The 19248-nt window shown below is 38.6% G+C and carries 17 protein-coding genes; 4 read left to right on the top strand and 13 right to left on the bottom strand.

Annotation, left to right across the window (positions count from 1 at the left end):
- Positions 1-151: 151 nt before the first annotated feature.
- From rpsU to gmk, 4 genes are all read right to left on the bottom strand, one after another.
- Positions 152-364 carry a 30S ribosomal protein S21 gene (gene rpsU / locus BHC43_RS08875; protein WP_100141358.1) on the bottom strand — a complete coding sequence of 71 codons (213 nt, stop codon included), beginning with the start codon at positions 362-364 and terminating at the stop codon, positions 152-154.
- A 275-nt stretch (positions 365-639) separates the two neighbouring features.
- Complete coding sequence (locus tag BHC43_RS08870) at positions 640-3168, bottom strand: RelA/SpoT family protein (protein WP_100157161.1); 2529 nt, start codon at positions 3166-3168, stop codon at positions 640-642.
- A 14-nt stretch (positions 3169-3182) separates the two neighbouring features.
- Positions 3183-3386 carry a DNA-directed RNA polymerase subunit omega gene (gene rpoZ / locus BHC43_RS08865; protein ID WP_100141356.1) on the bottom strand — a complete coding sequence of 68 codons (204 nt, stop codon included), beginning with the start codon at positions 3384-3386 and terminating at the stop codon, positions 3183-3185.
- 48 nt (positions 3387-3434) lie between these two features.
- On the bottom strand, positions 3435-4046 hold the full coding sequence (gene gmk, locus BHC43_RS08860) for a guanylate kinase (RefSeq protein ID WP_100157160.1): 612 nt from the start codon (positions 4044-4046) through the stop codon (positions 3435-3437).
- A gap of 167 nt (positions 4047-4213) precedes the next feature.
- On the opposite strand from gmk, the gene BHC43_RS08855 reads away from it, so the two are divergent.
- The 3 genes from BHC43_RS08855 (at position 4214) to BHC43_RS08845 (ending at position 7125) form a co-directional block, all read left to right on the top strand.
- Entirely contained in the window at positions 4214-5839 is a 1626-nt protein-coding gene (locus BHC43_RS08855; protein ID WP_100141354.1) for a CTP synthase, read from the top strand.
- Between the two features lie 149 nt (positions 5840-5988).
- Positions 5989-6486 carry a DUF3465 domain-containing protein gene (locus tag BHC43_RS08850; RefSeq protein WP_100141353.1) on the top strand — a complete coding sequence of 166 codons (498 nt, stop codon included), beginning with the start codon at positions 5989-5991 and terminating at the stop codon, positions 6484-6486.
- Between the two features lie 63 nt (positions 6487-6549).
- A complete protein-coding gene (locus BHC43_RS08845; RefSeq protein ID WP_180297465.1) occupies positions 6550-7125 on the top strand; it encodes an HdeD family acid-resistance protein in 576 nt (191 codons plus the stop codon).
- Between the two features lie 101 nt (positions 7126-7226).
- Here BHC43_RS08845 and BHC43_RS08840 read toward each other — a convergent pair whose 3' ends face one another.
- From BHC43_RS08840 to pilM, 9 genes are all read right to left on the bottom strand, one after another.
- Positions 7227-8420: an amino acid aminotransferase gene (locus tag BHC43_RS08840; protein WP_100157158.1), complete on the bottom strand. Its 1194-nt coding sequence runs from the start codon at positions 8418-8420 to the stop codon at positions 7227-7229.
- Between the two features lie 107 nt (positions 8421-8527).
- On the bottom strand, positions 8528-9235 hold the full coding sequence (trmB, locus tag BHC43_RS08835; RefSeq protein ID WP_100157157.1) for a tRNA (guanosine(46)-N7)-methyltransferase TrmB: 708 nt from the start codon (positions 9233-9235) through the stop codon (positions 8528-8530).
- Positions 9236-9291: 56 nt separating this feature from the next.
- Complete coding sequence (gene aroB, locus BHC43_RS08830; RefSeq protein WP_100157156.1) at positions 9292-10374, bottom strand: 3-dehydroquinate synthase; 1083 nt, start codon at positions 10372-10374, stop codon at positions 9292-9294.
- A 6-nt stretch (positions 10375-10380) separates the two neighbouring features.
- The gene (locus tag BHC43_RS08825; RefSeq protein WP_373885640.1) at positions 10381-10923 is read right to left on the bottom strand and encodes a shikimate kinase; all 543 of its coding nucleotides are present in this window, start codon (positions 10921-10923) and stop codon (positions 10381-10383) included.
- 265 nt (positions 10924-11188) lie between these two features.
- The gene (gene pilQ / locus BHC43_RS08820; RefSeq protein ID WP_100157154.1) at positions 11189-13372 is read right to left on the bottom strand and encodes a type IV pilus secretin PilQ; all 2184 of its coding nucleotides are present in this window, start codon (positions 13370-13372) and stop codon (positions 11189-11191) included.
- A 36-nt stretch (positions 13373-13408) separates the two neighbouring features.
- On the bottom strand, positions 13409-13945 hold the full coding sequence (locus BHC43_RS08815; protein WP_100157153.1) for a pilus assembly protein PilP: 537 nt from the start codon (positions 13943-13945) through the stop codon (positions 13409-13411).
- A gap of 52 nt (positions 13946-13997) precedes the next feature.
- Positions 13998-14657, bottom strand: a complete 660-nt coding sequence (locus tag BHC43_RS08810) for a type 4a pilus biogenesis protein PilO (protein WP_100157167.1) — start codon at positions 14655-14657, stop codon at positions 13998-14000.
- Positions 14658-14670: 13 nt separating this feature from the next.
- Complete coding sequence (locus BHC43_RS08805) at positions 14671-15339, bottom strand: PilN domain-containing protein (RefSeq protein WP_100157152.1); 669 nt, start codon at positions 15337-15339, stop codon at positions 14671-14673.
- A gap of 1 nt (position 15340) precedes the next feature.
- The gene (pilM, locus tag BHC43_RS08800) at positions 15341-16390 is read right to left on the bottom strand and encodes a type IV pilus biogenesis protein PilM (protein WP_180296781.1); all 1050 of its coding nucleotides are present in this window, start codon (positions 16388-16390) and stop codon (positions 15341-15343) included.
- 180 nt (positions 16391-16570) lie between these two features.
- Here pilM and BHC43_RS08795 point away from each other — a divergent pair, with 180 nt between their 5' ends.
- Positions 16571-18922, top strand: coding sequence for a penicillin-binding protein 1A (locus tag BHC43_RS08795; protein ID WP_100157151.1), 2352 nt, complete (start codon positions 16571-16573; stop codon positions 18920-18922).
- Positions 18923-19248 lie beyond the last annotated feature (326 nt).

Raw genomic sequence — 19248 nt, 5'->3', positions numbered from 1 at the left:
GCAGTAAGTGAATTGGTTATTATAGAGATTTGCTGAGAAAATACGTTTTACTTCAAGTTTTACCTGTAAAAAGCAAATACCGCAAGCAATGCCTGCGGTATTCTGATTAATTGTAATTTCCCGGTTGTTAATGCAAAGCCGGAAATTCCAATTAATAATTTTTAGGTGGCAATTGCTGGCTGCGTAGGCGTTTCTGTAAGCGTTTAACGGCTGCTGCTTTTTTACGTTTACGCTCAGTTGTTGGTTTTTCATAAGCTTCGCGTGCGCGCAGTTCGGTCATCAAACCTGTTTTTTCAACAGAGCGTTTGAAACGGCGCATAGCAACTTCAAAAGGTTCATTTTCTTTTACACGAATAGAAGGCATGTTTTTTCCTGAATAAATAATTATATTACTGATTGTATATCAGATAGATAAATACTAAATAAAGGCCACTAAAGGCAAAGGCGGTGTTTACGGTTCCGCATTACCGTTTACAACATCACCTCCCAAGGTGTAATTGAGGCTATATCTGTTAGAAGTTGAAGTAAAACGGATATAGGGTTACTTTAAACAAATAAAGAAAGATTATGGCTGATTAAATATGTTTCGTCAAGCAAGCTGGAAAAGTACGCTTGTGACAGAATTAAAGATGATGAGCATTATATTCTGTTTACACGACGAATCTGGGGGACAGAATGTAAATCACGGGTAATATGATTGAGCTGATTTAAATCTTTTACCTGTAACACAAAACGAAATTCAATAAATCCTTCCACACCTTCGAGTTTTTTTGAGGTGGTTTCTACAGATGTTATATCACCGCCATTGGAAGAAATAGCCTGAGCAATGGTGGCCAGTAATCCATGACTATCAATAGCATTGAGGCATAAAGTTGTCTGATAGTTATTTGCTTGTAGTAAATCCCAGTTTGCATCCAGCTGAAGCTCGGGGTCTGTTTTCAAAATCGTATTACAAGTATCACGATGAATAATAATGCCCTGATCTTTGATTAACAAAGCTTTAATGGTATCACCAGGAATAGGGTGGCAGCATTTGCCTAAATGAATATGAGTTGACTCATTGCCAGTTAAATTAATTGGTGCCAGTTTAATGGTGTCATTAAAATGCTCGCCAGCCAGTTCAGCTATATGCATGGCTACAGATACTGGCTGTAGTAACCCCATACCTACTTCGCAGAGAACATTTTCAAAAGAAGTATTTTTTTTGCGTAAATCGGTCAGATATTTATCTTTTAGAGAGTCTGACAGTAAAACGTTTTCTGGCAGTAGGCTGGATAAGGCTTTTTGTAATAATTTTTCGCCTAAGCGTATCGCATCGGAACGATCCATTTTTTTTATTTGGCTGCGAATGGCACTACGGGCATGGCTTGAAACGGTAAAGCCAAGCCATGCCGGAGTAGGGTGGCCATTGCTGGAAGTAATTATTTCTACGGTATCACCTGTATGCAGACGGGTACGTAAAGGCATTAAATTGTGATTAATGCGTGCAGAAACTGTTCGATTGCCGATATCTGTATGAACAGCATAGGCAAAATCTACAGGTGTGGCACCTTCTGGAAGGGTAATAATTTTACCTTTAGGGGTGAAGACATAAACTTCATTCGGAAATAAATCTGTTTTTACATGTTCCAGAAATTCAATGGCATTGGCACTATGTGCTTGAATGTCTAGAATACTTTGCAACCATTGATTGGTACGCATTTGTGCCTGATCAAAACTGTTCTGCTCTCCATCTTTATGCATCCAGTAGCTAGCGATACCGCGTTCGGCTATAGTATCCATTTCGTGTGTTCGTATCTGAACTTCAATAGGTAGCCCGTAGGGTCCAATTAAGATGGTATGCAGGCTCTGGTAACCATTGTTTTTGGGAATGGCAATGTAATCTTTAATTCGTCCAGGTTTGGGTTTGTACAGATTATGCAGAACACCTAATGCGGTATAGCATGAAGGTATGTTATTTACAATAACCCTGAATGCATAAATATCCATTACATCGGCAAAATGGAGATTTTTACGACGCATTTTTTCATAAATGCTGTATAGGTTTTTTTCTCTACCTCTTACCTGTGCTTCAATATTGGCGCTCACAAGACGTTGACTGAAGGCTCGCAGTACTTTACCTACTATGTCGCGCCTGTTTCGTCTTGAAGACTGAATGGCTTTGGCAAGTACTTCATAGCGGTGGGGGTACAGATGTCTAAATGCTAAGTCTTGCAATTCACGATATACATGATTCAAACCGATACGATTGGCCAGTTGCGCATAGATTTCCATGGTTTCTTGTGCGATACGCCTGCGACTGGCTGGTTTTTTAGCTGACAGTGTGCGCATGTTGTGCAACCTGTCTGAAAGTTTGACAATTATGACACGAACATCTTGTGTCATTGCCATAATCAATTTACGGAAGCTTTCAGCCTGTGCTTCCTGCTGGTTGTTATATTCAAGTTTTTCCAGTTTGGATAGTCCGTCAACCATGTTGGCAATGGTTTCACCGAATTCGGCAATAATTTCTTCTTTGGTAGTACCAGTGTCCTCTAGTACATCATGTAATACACCGGCACATAAAGCCTGAATGTCTACATGCCATTCTGCTAATTGAGTCGCCACGGCCAGAGGATGAGTGATATAAGGTAAGCCGCTGTTACGGAATTGTCCATGATGGGCATGGGCACCGAATTTGCAAGCTCGGGACAGCATTTGTAAATCTTCTTTGCTGAGGTAAGAGGCAGTGTGTAGAAGTTTATTTTCTGCTTCGGTAATAATGTCCTGATAACTTGTTTCAATCTGTTGTTGACAGCATTGTAGCTGGTCGTTTGTGCTGGTGCATGATGAAGTATTAATAGCATCAAATATTTTCATTCCCACCGGACCTATAGCTGCGCTGGGTAAATGACTGTCTGAAGAAGATAAATCTTCAAAGGCTATTTTGATCAGCACGGCTGCCAGTGCTTGTACTCGTTGCTGATTTTGTGCCAAAGATGTAGTAATGGCAAAACTGCGTTTAAGTAGAGCAGTTTTGCCATCTTTTTCGGCCAGAGTGTAGATATAGGCACACGCTTGTTCCAGTAATTCCCAGCGTTCCTGTTTATTTAAATACTCTGTTTGTGCAAAGAGAGTGTTACGCCATTGTTTAACAGGTGGTTTGTAGGTCTGGCTGGGAGGGTACATGGCTGTTTGCCTTATTATTTTTGTTGGTTGAGTAACTCTGCACCAATTTGTCCACTGGCTATCTCGCGCAAAGCAATGACTGTGGGTTTGTCATGATCTTCTTCTACCAGTGATGTTGCACCATTTGCCAGCTGGCGTGCTCGCAGGGCAGCAATCATGGTCAGGTCAAAGTGATTAGGGATGCGTCCGATACAATCTTCTACAGTAATGCGTGCCATAATATAAATTCCAATAGAAATAATTGTTTAACATTAAACTTGAAATATTTATTTTCCAGATAAAATCCGAGTAATGGTTTGTTGCTGCGCCTTTGCGCATAACCCAACCGAACGGATAATTGCTAATAAATCCTGCTCTGCCTGATTAAGATCTTGATTAACAATAACATAATCAAACAAAAGACTTTGTTCAATTTCTTCACGGGATTTTGCTAAACGATAGGCTATCACGTCTTCGCTATCAGTGCCTCTATTTTTAAGACGTTCGGTGAGTTCTATCATCGAAGGAGGTAGTATGAAAATACTGGTAGCATTAGGCAGTAAACGGCGAATCTGTTCCGCACCCTGAACATCAATTTCTAAAATAACGTTGAAACCTTGCTGGGTTAATGATTCTACGGCCTGTAAACTGGTGCCATAATAATTGCCATAAACATTGGCATGCTCAATAAAAGCATTGCTGGCAATCATATCCTCAAATTCACTACGGCTGACAAAATGATAATGTACACCATTTTGTTCACCCTCACGCGGCATTCTGGTTGTATGGGAAATAGATATGCGAATATTCGGCTGACGCGCACTCAGGCGCGAAACAAGTGTGGTTTTGCCAGTACCTGAAGCAGCAGAAACAATGAAAATATGTCCAGATTGCAACATAATATAAATTTAAGGATTACGGTGACTAATTATGCCACAGCCGTGATTATTACGCCAATCCGAGCAAGCAGATTATTGCATATACTTGCAGAGTTTGAAAAAGGGAATGTCTTTCTTTTGGTGTTATTTTCAGCTAAAATGCTAAATTCAATTTCCTGCTGATTGTCATGACCAAGTTTATTTTTGTAACTGGCGGTGTGGTCTCTTCACTGGGTAAAGGCATTGCCGCTGCGTCTACTGCTGCTATTTTGGAATCTCGTGGTCTGAAAGTGACCATGCTTAAACTGGATCCTTATATTAATGTGGATCCAGGTACAATGAGCCCTTTTCAGCATGGTGAAGTATTTGTCACTGATGATGGTGCTGAAACTGATCTAGATCTGGGTCATTATGAACGCTTTATTGATGCTACCATGCAAAAGCGTAATAACTTCACTTCTGGCCAGGTTTATGAAAGCGTAATTCATAAAGAGCGGCGTGGTGATTATCTAGGCGGTACTGTTCAGGTAATACCGCATATTACAGATGAAATTAAACGTAAAATACATGAAGGTGCTGCCGGCTATGATGTAGCAATTGTCGAAATCGGTGGAACTGTAGGTGATATTGAATCTTTGCCGTTTTTGGAAGCCATTCGGCAAATGCGTAGCCAGCAAGGTAGAGCAAATACTTTATTTGTTCATCTATCTTATGTTCCTTATATTGCTGCTGCTGGTGAAATCAAAACCAAGCCTACCCAGCATTCAGTCAAAGAATTACGTGAGATTGGTATCCAGCCGGATGTGCTTATTTGTCGTATGGACCGGCCGATGCCTGAAGAAGAAAAACGTAAAATTGCATTATTCTGCAACGTAGAAGAGCGTGCTGTTATAAGTTGCTATGATGCTGATAGTATTTATGAAGTACCAAGAATGCTGCATGATCAGGGTATTGACAATATTATCTGTGAACAATTGCAATTAAACGTTCAGCAGGCTGATCTGACTGCATGGAATAAAATTGTTTATTTGGTACAACATCCGAAACATAAAGTCAAAATCGCCATGGTTGGTAAATATGTGGATTTGACTGAGTCATACAAATCTTTATCTGAAGCATTAAAACATGCAGGTATTCAAACCGAAACAGAGGTAGACATTCATTATATTGATAGTGAAATACTGGAAACAGAAGGCACTGCATGTTTGCAAAATATGGATGCCATTTTGGTTCCGGGCGGTTTTGGTACTCGTGGCGTTGAAGGTAAAATTGCAGCTGTACGCTATGCACGTGAACACAAAATTCCTTATTTGGGTATTTGTCTGGGTATGCAGATTGCACTGATCGAATACGCACGTGACGTTGCCAATCTAGTTGGTGCTAATTCTACCGAATTTGATTTAAAAACACCGCATCCAGTTGTTGCTTTAATTAGTGAATGGCAAGACCGTGATGGACAGATTGAAAAACGTGATATCAATACTAACCTTGGCGGTACCATGCGTTTGGGTGCTCAGGAAGTTAAATTGGCCGATGGATCACTTGCCAAAACCATATATGGCAATGAGTTTATCCGTGAGCGCCATCGTCATCGTTATGAAGTGAATAATTATTATCTGCCACAGTTACAGCAGGCTGGCTTAGTAATTGGAGGTGTATCTACTGGACATGAACAACTTGTAGAGGCCATTGAATTACCTGACCATCCATGGTTTTTTGCTTGTCAGTTCCATCCAGAATTTACTTCAACGCCTAAAAATGGACATCCATTATTTACTGCTTTTATCAAAGCTGCATTAGCTCATAAAAAATAGTTTACTATTTTATTCAAATTAGTATTTCAGGCTACTGGTGTTATCCAGTAGCCTTTTTTTTAGATTAACCTATTAATGTTTTGCTATCTTTGATTACATTTTGTATGATGGTTTCAGTGCTGATTCTGTAGATAGATTAATTCCCTATTATGAAAAATATTATTTTTCTGGTTATCGTAGCACTGGGTTTCTGGTGGTGGCAGCATAGCTCTGTTGATGACCAGCAAAAAAGTCAGGCACATGAACAAATAATTGATTCATTTAAATCAATTCGCAGTAATTTTTCTAAAGAACCTTTGTCTGTATCTCAGATACGCGAAGCTATTTCTTTAAATCAGGCTCAAAATGAGAATTTAGACAGAGTTCAGGTTTATGGTGATGGCTATGTTATCAAAACTTTACCAGATGATAATAAAGGCAGCCGTCACCAGAGGTTTATTTTAAGTACAGGTAGTAGTACGGTTTTAGTGGTACATAATATAGATATCGCTCCGCGATTAGAAAATTTACAGCGTGGTGACCAAGTAGCTTTTACTGGTGAATATATCAGTAATAAAAAGGGCGGGATGATACACTGGACTCACCATGATCCTAGACACCACCATCCTGATGGCTGGCTGATGTACAAGAAGAAGCGATACCAATAGTTTGCTGGAATAGCATGTGTAATATTTATTATTTGCAGTTTACATTTATCTAAAGGAAATAATGTGAATACTCTTTCTTTTCGTAGACCATTAGCTGATTTGTTGTCTGAAAATTGGTGGATAGTACTAGTTCGTGGGTTTGCAGCTTTAATCTTTGGTTTATTAACTTGGTTTTATCCATTTATTTCGATACTGGTTATGGTGATGTTTTTCGGCTTTTATGCGTTGGTTGATGGTGTAATGGGTATTGTTCTTTCCATCAATGGACGAAAAACTCATCAGGATTGGTGGCTGATGCTAATTTGGGGCTTTATAAGTGTACTTGCCGGTTTCCTAACATTTTTTGTGCCAGGAATTACTTGGCTGGTACTGATTACTTTTATTGCGATTTGGGCGTTAGTAAGTGGTGTTCTGCAAATTGTAGCAGCTATTCGTCTGCATAAATCTGTTGGTGGTGCAGGATGGATGATCACAGCAGGTGTATTATCCATGTTAGTTGGTATTATTTTGCTGGTAAATCCTATTCAGGGCGGAATAGCGCTGACTTGGGTAATTGGCATTTATGCTGCTTTGTTTGGTGTAGTTAATATCGCTTTGGCATTCCGTATGCGTAGACTGGGTAGGGAAAATACTAATTGAGCTTTAATTATTGAGAAATAATAATTAATAGAATAAATTATAAAAAAAACTGGCTGGCTAAATCTTGGCCAACCAGTTTTATTTTTTATCAGTAATATTTCTTATTTCAAGACCTCAGCCATGGCATTGGCAACATATTCTATATTGCTACTGTTTAAACCGGCCATGCACATTCTTCCGTTTTCAACCATATATACCCCATATTCACTTTTTAAACGGGCTACCTGCTGAGGATCTAAGCCTGTAAAGCTGAACATGCCACGCTGTTTAATAAAATAGCTGAAATCACGATCAGGAATTTTCGTCTGCAATACTTTATATAATCGAGAACGCATTTTCCGAATTCGATCGCGCATGATATACACTTCTTGCTGCCAGTGTTCATAAGATTTAGTGTTGTTAAGTACTCGGCTTACGACGTGACCACCGTAGGCAGGTGGACTTGAATATAGACGTCGTACAGTGAATTTGAGCTGACTCTGAACTAATCTGGCTTCTTCTGAAGTTGGACATACAATACTTAGACCACCTACACGTTCACCATAGAGCGACATGTTTTTGGAAAAAGAGTTACTGATATAAACGCATAACCCAATTTCTACTGCTTTGCGGATAGCATAAGTATCGGTTTCTAAATCGTCCCCAAAACCTTGATAGGCTATATCCATAAATGGTATTAGCTGTTTATTTTTAATAATATCTAAAAGCTGGTCCCACTGCTCATGACTGGGATCTACGCCAGTGGGATTGTGACAGCATGGATGTAGTAAAATAATACTGCCTACATCGAGTTGTGTCAGAAATTGTTTTAATTCTGTGAATTTAATTCCGATAGTTTTAGGGTCATAATAAGGATATTTATGTACCTCGATTCCAGCACCCTCAAATATGCTGATATGATTTCCCCATGTAGGATTGCTTACATAAGCTTTTGCTTGAGGAAACCATCGATGAATAAATTCTGCTCCTACGCGCAGTGCACCTGATCCGCCCAGACTAGCTATGGTAGCAACACGACCAGATGTAATGGCTTCATGGTTTTTACCTAATAACAATTTCTGGCATGCCTGCCGATAAGCAGGCAGACCATCCATAGGTAAATAGTCGTGTGGCTGATTTTCTTCTACTAATTGTGACTCTACTGTTTTAATACATTCGAGCACAGGTACATGGCCGTTATCATCATAATACACACCTACACCAAGATTTACTTTTGAGCTGCGTGCATCCTGTTTATATTCATCCATCAGACTCAGAATAGGGTCACCTGGATAGTATTTGACATTCTGAAACATTTCAGTTCCTTAGAAAACAGCAATATTATTTGACAGAAAATGATTGCTGTAATGCAATCTAAGGTGATTGTACTCTAAAAGTCTTTACTTTTTATTAATTTGGTCTGTTATTTTTTTACAAAAACTAAATCCCATACACCATGACCTAATTTTTTGCCTCGTGCCTCAAATTTGGTTTCGGGACGGTAGTCAGGGACAGCTGCATAAGTTTCAGCAGTATTGCGCAACTCAGGAAAGCTGTTTAAAACTTCAAGCATTTGTTCTGCATATTCTTGCCAGTCAGTTGCAAGATGAACGTAGCCATTTGATTGAAGTTTTGGAAGTAGTCGTGCAATAAAAGATGCTTGAATCAGGCGCCGTTTATGATGTCGTTTTTTGTGCCAAGGATCAGGAAAAAATATATGAATACCTTGCAGGCAGTTATCTTCAAGCATGTGCTCAACCACTTCAACTGCATCATGGCGCATCACTCTAATATTTTGTATATTCTGTTCTTGAATTAGCTTTAATAGATTTCCTACCCCAGGCCCATGCACATCAATAGCTAGAAAGTCGCAATCAGGAAGGTTTTGTGCAATTGCTGCTGTTGCAACGCCCATACCAAAACCAATTTCAAGTATCTTGGGTGCTGTTCGATTAAATATGGCATTTAAATCAATTTTATTGTTGACGAAATCAATGCCAAAATTTGGCCATTGGTTATCTATAGCACGTTGCTGGGCCGGTGTCATATGGCCTTGACGTAAAACAAAACTACGTATGCTACGCGGGTGATATTTATTAATGTCCGATTTTGAATCAGAATATTGGGTCATGCTGTTCTGTGTTAACTTAAAGTTGATAAATTTTCTAATGCCAATTCTAACATGCTTCAACTTATATATTGGTTCAATGTTGCTGCTAGGTTTTGAGTTGTTACTTTGTCAGTGATTGTTGCTTCACCCAATTGTTTCAACACCACAAAACGCATGTTACCATCCATAACCTTTTTATCATGGCTCATATGCATCAGCCAAGCTTCTAAAGACATTTTAGGAGGCGTAACAGGCAGGTTAACTTGTGATAATAATCTGATTAGACGCTGCGTGTCATCCTGATGCAAATAACCAAGTTGCTCAGATAAACGGCAAGCAAGTATAGTACCTGCAGCAACAGCCTCGCCATGAAGCCAGTTACCATACCCCATTTCAGCTTCAATGGCGTGTCCAAATGTATGGCCTAGATTCAAAAGTGCTCTGACACCACTTTCTTTTTCATCGGCCGCAACAATATCTGCTTTCATTTGACAGCAACGATGAACCGCATGTGCCAATACTTCAGGTTCTTGATTGGTCAATGCTACGATATTACTTTCTAGCCATTCTAGGAATTTTATATCCCCCAGCACTGCGTATTTTATGACTTCTGCCATACCTGCTGAAAATTCACGTGGTGGTAAAGTATGTAAGCTATTTAAATCAATAAATACAGCCTGAGGTTGATAAAATGCACCAATCATATTTTTACCCATTGGGTGGTTAATTCCTGTTTTCCCACCTACGGAAGAATCTACCTGACTAAGTAGTGTTGTAGGAATCTGGATAAATGGAGCACCACGCTGATAAGTTGCAGCAGCAAACCCTGCCATATCCCCAATTACTCCGCCACCTAGAGCCATAATGGTGGTTTTGCGTTCAGCACGATTTTGCATTAAACCATCGTAAATCAGATTAAGTGTTTGCCAGTTCTTATATTTTTCTCCATCAGGCAAAATAATATTGAAATATTCGCGTCCTGAATGATTTAGTATTTTTTCCCATTGTTGCAGGTATAAGGGTGCTACGGTTTCATTGCTGATAAGCGCAATTTTGTTTGTAAAATAGGGTGCCAAAAGATGATTTGCGGATTCAAGCAGGTTGCTTCCAATGAATATAGGATATTGATGTGATGTGGTAGCAACGTTAAGTGTGTACATAATGATTTAAAGTTGAGGTATTTGTTTAGAATGTTGACGTATTAAACGAATTAAACGATTTAGTGAGTGGAAGCTGTAGGGGCTATTCACATCTAAAACAGTATGTGCCGTAGCTCGGTAGATGGGATCACGTAAGCTATATAATTCCTGCAATTTTGCTAAAGGATCTGAGACTTGCAAAAGAGGGCGATTTTTATCGTGCCGTATCCTGTTTAATAAAACTTCAGGTTGCGCATGAAGATAAATCACATGTCCATTCTGCTGCAAATTTAGCCGGTTTTCAATTTGCAATATCGCACCCCCACCTGTTGCTATAACAACATCTTTTTGTTGTGTCAGCTCACTAATAACAGCTGTTTCTCGAGTGCGAAAACCTGCTTCTCCTTCGAGCTCAAAAATAGTAGGTATTGATACTCCGGTACGTTCACAAATTACCTGGTCACTATCATAAAAAATGCGTTTCAGTTTATTGGCAAGTTGTTTTCCAAGAGTAGTTTTACCTGCCCCCATTAAACCGATTAAAATCAGATTGCCTGCGATGTTATCCATGTTTGTAATTGTAACTTAGTATAAGAATTTACGCATTAATTGGCAGAAAAACCATTATCTGGAATTGCTTTGATTGAAACAGAAACGTTGGGTGTGAAAATTTTTTTAGCTATAGTTATAAAGTCACTATAAATATTATTTTAAGTCATTAGTAATTGTATTTCTCAAATAATTTTATTTTTAAGTATGTTTGAAAATTTTTAAGTCTATAAATTGAAAAAAGTCAGCCTGTTATAAACAGGCTGACGAAGTTAAAAATGCTTACTTAATATTTTAATGGGGCACTGCTTGAATCGACTACACGAGGTGTGATAAATACGAGTAATTCATTACGTTGTTGGGTATTTTTTCTGTGTTTGAAAAGATTGCCAATACCTGGGATGTCGCCAAGTAAAGGTACTTTATCTATACTGTTTTCATTATTTTCATTGTAAATACCACCAATAATTAATGTACCACCATTCTCAATCATTGTCTGAGTCACTACATTACGCTTTTGCATACAAATGTCGCCAGAACGGAGAACATCAGGTGCAACATTTGAGCATGCTATGGGTCTGTCATTCTGTACGTTCAATGTCATAATAATATTACCATCAGGTGTAACCTGTGGGGTAACTTTTAAGCCAAGAACGGCATCTTTGAAACTGGTAGAAGTTGCACCGCTGGAAGTTGATTCCTGATAAGGTACTTCATAACCAGATTCAATTTTTGCTTCTTTTCTATCTTGTGTTAATACTCGTGGAGAAGAGATAATTTTGGTTTTGCCTTGAGCTTGTGAGGCTGAAAGCTCTAAAGCGAGAGCCCCAGATGCAAATTTATGCACCCATGATACTACTGATGTTGGATTGGATACGCCAAGGTTGACATTAGGAAAACCTAGTTCAAAATTAGGGTCACGTGTTGTACCTCGATCTTCATCTTTAAGGGATACACTACCACCAATACCATTTCGATAAGTTCCTCTATAGTAGCCAAATTTAGTTCCCAATTCACGGGCAAAACTGTCTGTAGTTTCAACGATTCGTGCTTCGATTAATACTTGTTGAGATGAAACATCAATTTGAGCAACCAGTTTTTCAAATTTCTTAATTACACTACTAATATCGGTAATGATTAAAGTATTTGTTGCGGGATCCAATAATGCGCTGCCGCGTGGACTCAAAATACTTTTATCTGATGAACTGTTACCATCATCGGATAAATGCAAAATCTTTTTAAAATCTTCAACATTACGGTACTTAAGTTGGAAAGTCTGAGAAATCAGGGGACCTAAGTCATCTAATTTTTTTTGTTGTTCTAATGATGCTGTATCCCTGTTCATCAATTCGTCACGTGGAGCAACATTGATAACATTTCCTTCGCGACGCATATCAAGATTTCGAGTTTCCATAACCAAATTTAAAGCTTGATCCCAAGGAACATCTTTTAATGATATTGTCATTTTACCCTGAACACTGTCGCTCGCTATTATATTCATTCCTGATTCTTTTGCCAGAATCTGTAGGATTGTGCGAACATCAATGTCTTGAAAATCAAGTGAAACCCGTTTTCCTTTGAAGGATTTATTAGTTGATTGTAAGCCTTTAGAGTCTAAATCATATTTGCGGGTAACCTGAAGAACCAGATTAGTCCCACTTTTAATTTGGGAATAATCCCAGTCACCCTGCATTTGAATGTTCACTTCGGTATCATTGCCAATCCTGCGCAGGCGAATAGTCCGTACAGGAGTGCTGAAATCGGTTACATCCAGATTACGTTGTTGTTCAGTTAACAAAGGTACATTTTTATACGTTAAAACCAAATTAGATGCATTGCGTCTAATTGTTGGCTCTCCTTTGTCACTCAAACCACTAATGGAAATTACACCATTACCATTTTTCCCTTTTTGAAAATCTATATTTATCGGTACAGAAGCTGATTGATCAAATGCATTACTATTTGAACTGGCAGGCTGACGGCTGACAACTTGTTCAGTAATGTTATTTGATGCTGTATATGGTGTGTTGACAGTTGCCGGAGAAGTAGTAATTTTTTCTGATTTATTTTTTACTTTATTTTTGGACGGAATAGATTCCTGTACATATACCCAGACTTCATTGCCTTTAATTACAGCATTGTACTGGCCAGTTTTGGCTAAGGATAGCATTACACGAGATTTGTCTGTAGTTTGACCAGCTTCAATTTGCTGTAAAACTGTATCATCAAATTTGAGTAAATTCTGTGGTAAGGTTATTCCTGTCCCAGCAAAGTCCAATGCAATTCGTGCAGGATTTTCGGTTGTAAAACCTTTAGGTAACGCGGGGTCTTTATCAAACTGAATTTTAATCAGACGTTGCTGGTTTGGTAACGCACCGACATTGATGGCTGTTATGTTGCCGGCAAAAAGACTCTGACTCAGTAAACCCAGACCCAGAGTGGACAAAATAGATATGGTTTTAATTTTCATATTGGTACCTTCTTAATTTTAAATGGGTTACTTTTTTCAGTTCTGACCGGATGTCTCTGAAGATGCTGCGTCAGCAGCCTGCAAGGGTAAACTAGCCTTTCTGCTAGTCCAATTGCCATATGAGTCTTCAACTAATTCTGATATAACAATTTCATCAGGTGTTATTGTAGTAATTCGTCCATAGCTTTGACCCAGATAATTACCCAGATTAACAGTGTATACATGTCCATTTACTGAAATAAATGCAGATGGTGCTTTTCCCGCTCCTTTAATTAAACCAACATAATGCAATTCATCTAATGAATAATTTTCCAAGATTTGTTTAGGTCGGTTTAGATCAGGTGCATTAGCACCTTGTAAACCTGCTTTGAGACGCGCAGGTTCAAATATATTCATTTGAGGCTGTGGAGGAGGGGTGTAAGAAGGCTGAATATTTATTGTGGTTTGCTTCTGTTTCATGGGTTTGATTTTTGCCTGTTGGCTGGTATTCCGCATCCATTCATGTAAATCTTCATTTGCTGCCGAACAGGCACTCAGTGTAAAAATACACAGGCAGATTAGATATTTATTCATATTTTTTCCGTAGCTTATATATTAAATTACCCTAGTTACAGCTATAGGCAGCCTATTTTTGGTCGTTTTTATTTTTATTTTGAGCTTTAATTTCTGCATCTGTTAAAGCTTTATATGTATTGGCAACTGCGTTTAAGGTAAGCGTATTATCTTTCTCATTTCGTTTTAGTACGATTGAGTTTAATGTGACTATTCGCGATAGCTTCCCTACATCACGAAGAAACTGACTTATCTGATTATAACTACCTGTCAATGTGATGTTGTAAGGTAAGGTTTGAATTACTTGTTGATCTGATTTATTTTGTGGCTGATCATCTGAGTTTGAATTAAGAACTTGTGCTGGAGTGATACTATCCATATTTAAACCATTTTTAGTAGCACATTCATGTAGTTCTTGAATAAGATTAGGGATTTCTGCTTGTGTTGGGAGCTGTTTTAATAATAAATGAAATGAACCATTAATATTATTAAGTTCTGCTTTCAATACATCAAGATTAGCTGCCTGTTTACTTTTTTCAGTATAGGTTTGCTTTAGAGATTCTTCTTCTTCCTTCAATCCACTAAGCCGCTCATTTAATCCGCTGTAAACAAAGAAATAGGCAATAAGAAGTATCAATACAATGATACCACCGGCTATGCCTAGCTGTACAGGTTTAGCTTGTTGGGAGAGGAAATTTAGATTTATTGATTTAAGATCTATATTTTTGGCCATTGTCAGTACTCCTTCAATTTGTTGGTTCAGATGCACTAGACTCATTTTCTTGCTGAGGTGCTTCTGTATCCTGATTTAGTTCAGTTGATGAAGAGTTTGGGTTAATAGCCTGATTGGTTTCTCTCATATCTTCTTGCTGGCCAATAAGATTATTCAAACGTATACGAATACTAAATTCCTGAGTATTATTAACTCGTTTGATATTTAATAATTCAGGTGTAGTAAATAGTTGTCCTGGTAAAGCATTCATAAAAGCTGCAGTTTTAGCATCACTAAAAGCTTTACCATTAATGACATATGTATTGGCATCTTGAGCTTCTATACTGGTTATATACAATCCTAAAGGTGCTAATGTATTCAACGTATCTAGTATACGAGCTGCTTCAAAACGTTTATTTGATAACTCTTCTACTTTTTCTTGTCTGGCAGTGAAATTTTTGCGCTCATCTTGTAATTGAGCGATCTGTTTAATTTCTCCATCCAGTTTGTCTATTCCATCTTTTAATACTTGATTACGGGCTTCTTGACTGCTTACCCGACTATCTATAGCTAAGTATCCTAATACTGCCAGACCTATACCGATTAAAGCAGCAACGGCCAGTAGAGTCTGAAATTGTTTCTTTTGTTTGGTTTGTAAGGCTTCTCGATAGGGCAGCAGATTAATTTTTAATAAAGGTAACATCTTATAATCCTCTTACGGCCAGGCCAAAGGCTACGGTTAATAAACTACTGTCCTGTTGCAATTTAGCCTGTTGAATGGCATCACCGGGCTGTGCTAACAGTATAGGGTTGATCTGTTGCGCAGGAATACTGGTTTGCTGGCTGATGCTGTCAGCAAGGCTATTGGCTGCCTGATTATTGCTGTAACCAAAAACAAGAATTTCTTCAATTTCATTTTCTTGACTAGCCGAAGTAAAATAAAATTGTAAAACTCTCTGTATTTCCTGAATAAATTGTTGTTGGAATGGCTGTGCTACAGTCTGATTGTAATCTTCTGGCTTAGTTTGACTATAGAGCATTTCCCACGCTTCTTCATCAGTCAGCTGGTAGTTTCGGCGCAAGGATTGCATTAGATGATCATAGCCAAGATTAATTTCTTGTTTATAAAGTAATTTGCCATGACGCATGATAATTGCTTGTGTTTCACCGAAATCAATGTTGAAAACTGCGATACATTTTTCTGTTAATTCAGGCTGTCTGGTGTTTATCCATGTGATGGCGCTATTCATTATTGCCAGTATATCGACATCCATTTGTGTGGGTGTGATACCTGCATCGGTAAAAGCATCCATCAGAATATTGACGTCATCTCGTTTGCTGTTGACCAGTAGCAAACTTTCTTTTCCATCCTCATTGATACTAACATTTTGATAGTCGTAACTTACATCATCCATTGAGTCATATTGACTCAATTCAGCCATGATTTGTTCTTCTTCGGTATACTCTGTATCTTCATCTCTATCGAGAAACTGGATGGAGGTTTGCTTTTGTGAAATGGCTACGGTAATGTTGCGACAATTGCTTTGGAGCATTTGTTTAGCCTGTTGTAGATGAACAACAAGTTCATCATGATTTTCGATGTTGCCGTTACCAATAATATTTTTTGGCAAAGGCACAACAACGTATTTTTCGAGACGAAATTGATTTAAACTGCGTGCATTCAGGAGCACCATGTTAATGCTTTTATCAGTAAGACTGATACCAAGACACTGTCTCGATGAAGTTGTGGCCACCTTCTTATTCTTTGAATTTATTTTGAAATTATTCAGTTTCATGAAAGGGCTTTCTGTCTGTTTATCAAACGGGTGATGAAGTGCTTAAAACTCGATTTTGTATGTTGCTAACGAAATGAAGAACAAAGTTTACTTTATTTTGAATATGTTTCGCAGCCTTTAAATGAAAATTAGTTGATTATGATTAGAAAATTATTGCTATCTACCGTTGGTTTTTTTGTAGGACTGGCGCTATTTGCTGCTGGTCTGGTGGCGATTGCAATTATGGTAACTTATCCTAAATTGCCTTCTCTAGAAGCTGTAACTCATTATCAGCCGAAAATGCCACTTACTATTTATTCTGCTGATGGCAAGCTAATGGGGCAGTTTGGTGAAGAACGACGTGCTTTTACTCGTATCAATGATTTTCCACAAGTACTGAAAGATGCTGTTGTTGCAGCTGAGGATAAGCGGTTTTATGAACATGGTGGTGTTGATTTTATTGGCATTAGCCGTGCGCTTATTTCTAATCTAACTGGTGGTGTGCAATCTGGAGCCAGCACTATTACTCAGCAGGTAGCTCGCAATTTTTATCTTACTAATGAGCGTACCTATACGCGCAAGTTCAATGAGGCTTTGCTGGCCTATAAAATTGAACAAAAACTGACTAAAGATCAGATACTGGAACTTTACTTTAATCAGATTTATCTGGGGCAGCGTGCGTATGGTTTTGCAGCTGCTTCTTTGGTTTATTTTAATAAGCCTGTACAACAATTAGATTTGGCAGAGGCGACGATTCTGGCTGGTTTGCCTAAGGCTCCTTCTACTTTTAATCCTGTTGTAAATCCACAACGGGCTAAAATGCGTCAGCGATATATTCTGAATAATATGGTTGAACTGGGCAAAATTACTCAGGCTCAGGCTGATGCTGCTTATGCTGAACCATTAAAATATGTGCATTATCAGCAGGCAATAGATCAGAATGCTCTTTATGTAGCCGAAATGGTACGTCAGCAGATGTATGAAAAATATGGTGACGCGGCGTATACCCAAGGTTTCAAGGTATACACCACAGTAAATTCTCAGGCTCAGGCTGTAGCTACTCAGGCGCTGCGTAAGGTATTGAACAATTTTGATAAAGGTTCTGCTTACCGGGGTGCTGAAGGCTTTTTTGATTTAAGCAAAATTCCAGATGATATTCGCGATGAACAGATAGAGCAGTATTTGGCCAATCGCTCTGCGGTGGATGGGATGCTACCGGCTGTGGTGACGGCTCTGAATTCCAATTCAATAGTAGTTTATATCGCTGGTGTTGGGGAGATGCGCATTAGTGGTAATAGTTATAACTGGATAAAGCGTGCAATTAACAATGCTAAATTGGGTGAAGCATCTGTACGTGTTGGTTCGGTAGTGCATGTGCATAGAGAAGGTAATAGTTATCGTGTTGTGCAGCAGCCAGAACTTCAAGGTGCAATTGTTGCTTTAGATGCTCAGACAGGGGCAATCAAAGCACTTGTGGGCGGTTATGACTTTTACCGCCGTAGTTTTAATCGTGCCACTCAGGCAAAAAGGCAACCTGGGTCATCATTTAAACCGTTTATTTATTCTGCTGCTATTGCTAAAGGTTTTACGCCGGCTACGATGGTTAATGATGCGCCGATTGTTTTGCCAGGTATGGGTAATGGTGGACGTGCATGGGCACCAAAAAATTCGGATGGACGCTATGCTGGATTTATAACATTGCGACAAGCATTAACTGCCTCTAAAAATATGGTGTCTATTCGTATTTTGATGGCAATGGGGGTGGATTATGCCAGACAGTATGTGCAGCATTTCGGTTTTAGGCCAGATCAGATTCCCAATAGTTTGTCGATGGCATTGGGTAGTGGGCAGGTAACGCCAATGCAAATGGCTGAAGGCTATGCAATTTTCGCTAATGGGGGATACAAGGTTTCCAATTATGTGATAGACCGAATTTATGACAGTCGTGGTAATTTGCGCGCGCAGATGCAGCCGTTGGTGGCCAAACAGAATGCTCCTATGGCTATAGATCCGCGTAATGCATTTATTTTGTATCACATGATGATGGACGTGGTTAATCATGGTACTGCTTATAGTGCTCATGCATTGGGACGGAGTGATATAGCGGGTAAAACAGGTACGACTAATGATAATAAGGATGCTTGGTTTGTAGGTTTCAATCCGAATATAGTTAGTGCGGTATTTATTGGTTATGACCGTCCACGCAGTATGGGACGTTCAGCTTTTGGTGGTACGATTGCGGTGCCAGTATGGCTTGATTACATGCGCTATGCGTTAAAAGATAAACCGGTTGTAAATACACCAGTGCCTGCCGGAATTGTTCAGAAATCCGGTGAATTCTATCTGAAGGAATATCAGACAACTAATCCTGATCTACCACTGGATAATCGAGCTGACGGGCCGATTACGCCAAAGCAGGGAAATAGTAATAATGATGGAGATGATGATGGTGCTGAAATTCCAGTTGTTCCCCAGTCAGGTAATAATGGCCAATTAGATTCTCTTTTCTAAACAATATTAGATAAAGATATTTATTAATAAAAACGGGTAATCTGTATAGATACCCGTTTTTATTAAATATATTTTTGAAAAGAAAAATTAAATTTAAAAAATTATTTGTTATCTGGTTGAATTAAATTTTTATTATGGAAATGAATATTTGAAGATTAGAATTTTTGAAATTACAAAGGTTTTTAGTTGTCATAGTTGTAATAGACTAAGGTTTTATTAATCTATGACATTTTGTTTGGTAAGTAGACTGTACATTGAGTTACAATACTTATACAGATTATCACATTTCTTAAAATGAAAATTTGGCTTACTCTGAGCCATATAGG

Origin of the sequence: Snodgrassella alvi (genome assembly GCF_002777855.1) — a bacterium.
In the GTDB taxonomy this organism is placed as follows: domain Bacteria; phylum Pseudomonadota; class Gammaproteobacteria; order Burkholderiales; family Neisseriaceae; genus Snodgrassella; species Snodgrassella alvi_E.
The sequence above is the reverse complement of the archived record's forward strand: the minus strand, read 5'-3'. Positions and strand labels throughout refer to the sequence as shown.

Coding starts and splice junctions, on each gene's coding strand:
- rpsU (WP_100141358.1), bottom strand. CDS start 364: ATGCCTTCTATTCGTGTAAAAGAAAATGAACCTTTTGAAGTTGCTATG.
- BHC43_RS08870 (WP_100157161.1), bottom strand. CDS start 3,168: ATGTACCCTCCCAGCCAGACCTACAAACCACCTGTTAAACAATGGCGT.
- rpoZ (WP_100141356.1), bottom strand. CDS start 3,386: ATGGCACGCATTACTGTAGAAGATTGTATCGGACGCATCCCTAATCAC.
- gmk (WP_100157160.1), bottom strand. CDS start 4,046: ATGTTGCAATCTGGACATATTTTCATTGTTTCTGCTGCTTCAGGTACT.
- BHC43_RS08855 (WP_100141354.1), top strand. CDS start 4,214: ATGACCAAGTTTATTTTTGTAACTGGCGGTGTGGTCTCTTCACTGGGT.
- BHC43_RS08850 (WP_100141353.1), top strand. CDS start 5,989: ATGAAAAATATTATTTTTCTGGTTATCGTAGCACTGGGTTTCTGGTGG.
- BHC43_RS08840 (WP_100157158.1), bottom strand. CDS start 8,420: ATGTTTCAGAATGTCAAATACTATCCAGGTGACCCTATTCTGAGTCTG.
- trmB (WP_100157157.1), bottom strand. CDS start 9,235: ATGACCCAATATTCTGATTCAAAATCGGACATTAATAAATATCACCCG.
- aroB (WP_100157156.1), bottom strand. CDS start 10,374: ATGTACACACTTAACGTTGCTACCACATCACATCAATATCCTATATTC.
- BHC43_RS08825 (WP_373885640.1), bottom strand. CDS start 10,923: ATGGATAACATCGCAGGCAATCTGATTTTAATCGGTTTAATGGGGGCA.
- pilQ (WP_100157154.1), bottom strand. CDS start 13,372: ATGAAAATTAAAACCATATCTATTTTGTCCACTCTGGGTCTGGGTTTA.
- BHC43_RS08815 (WP_100157153.1), bottom strand. CDS start 13,945: ATGAATAAATATCTAATCTGCCTGTGTATTTTTACACTGAGTGCCTGT.
- BHC43_RS08810 (WP_100157167.1), bottom strand. CDS start 14,657: ATGGCCAAAAATATAGATCTTAAATCAATAAATCTAAATTTCCTCTCC.
- BHC43_RS08805 (WP_100157152.1), bottom strand. CDS start 15,339: ATGTTACCTTTATTAAAAATTAATCTGCTGCCCTATCGAGAAGCCTTA.
- BHC43_RS08795 (WP_100157151.1), top strand. CDS start 16,571: ATGATTAGAAAATTATTGCTATCTACCGTTGGTTTTTTTGTAGGACTG.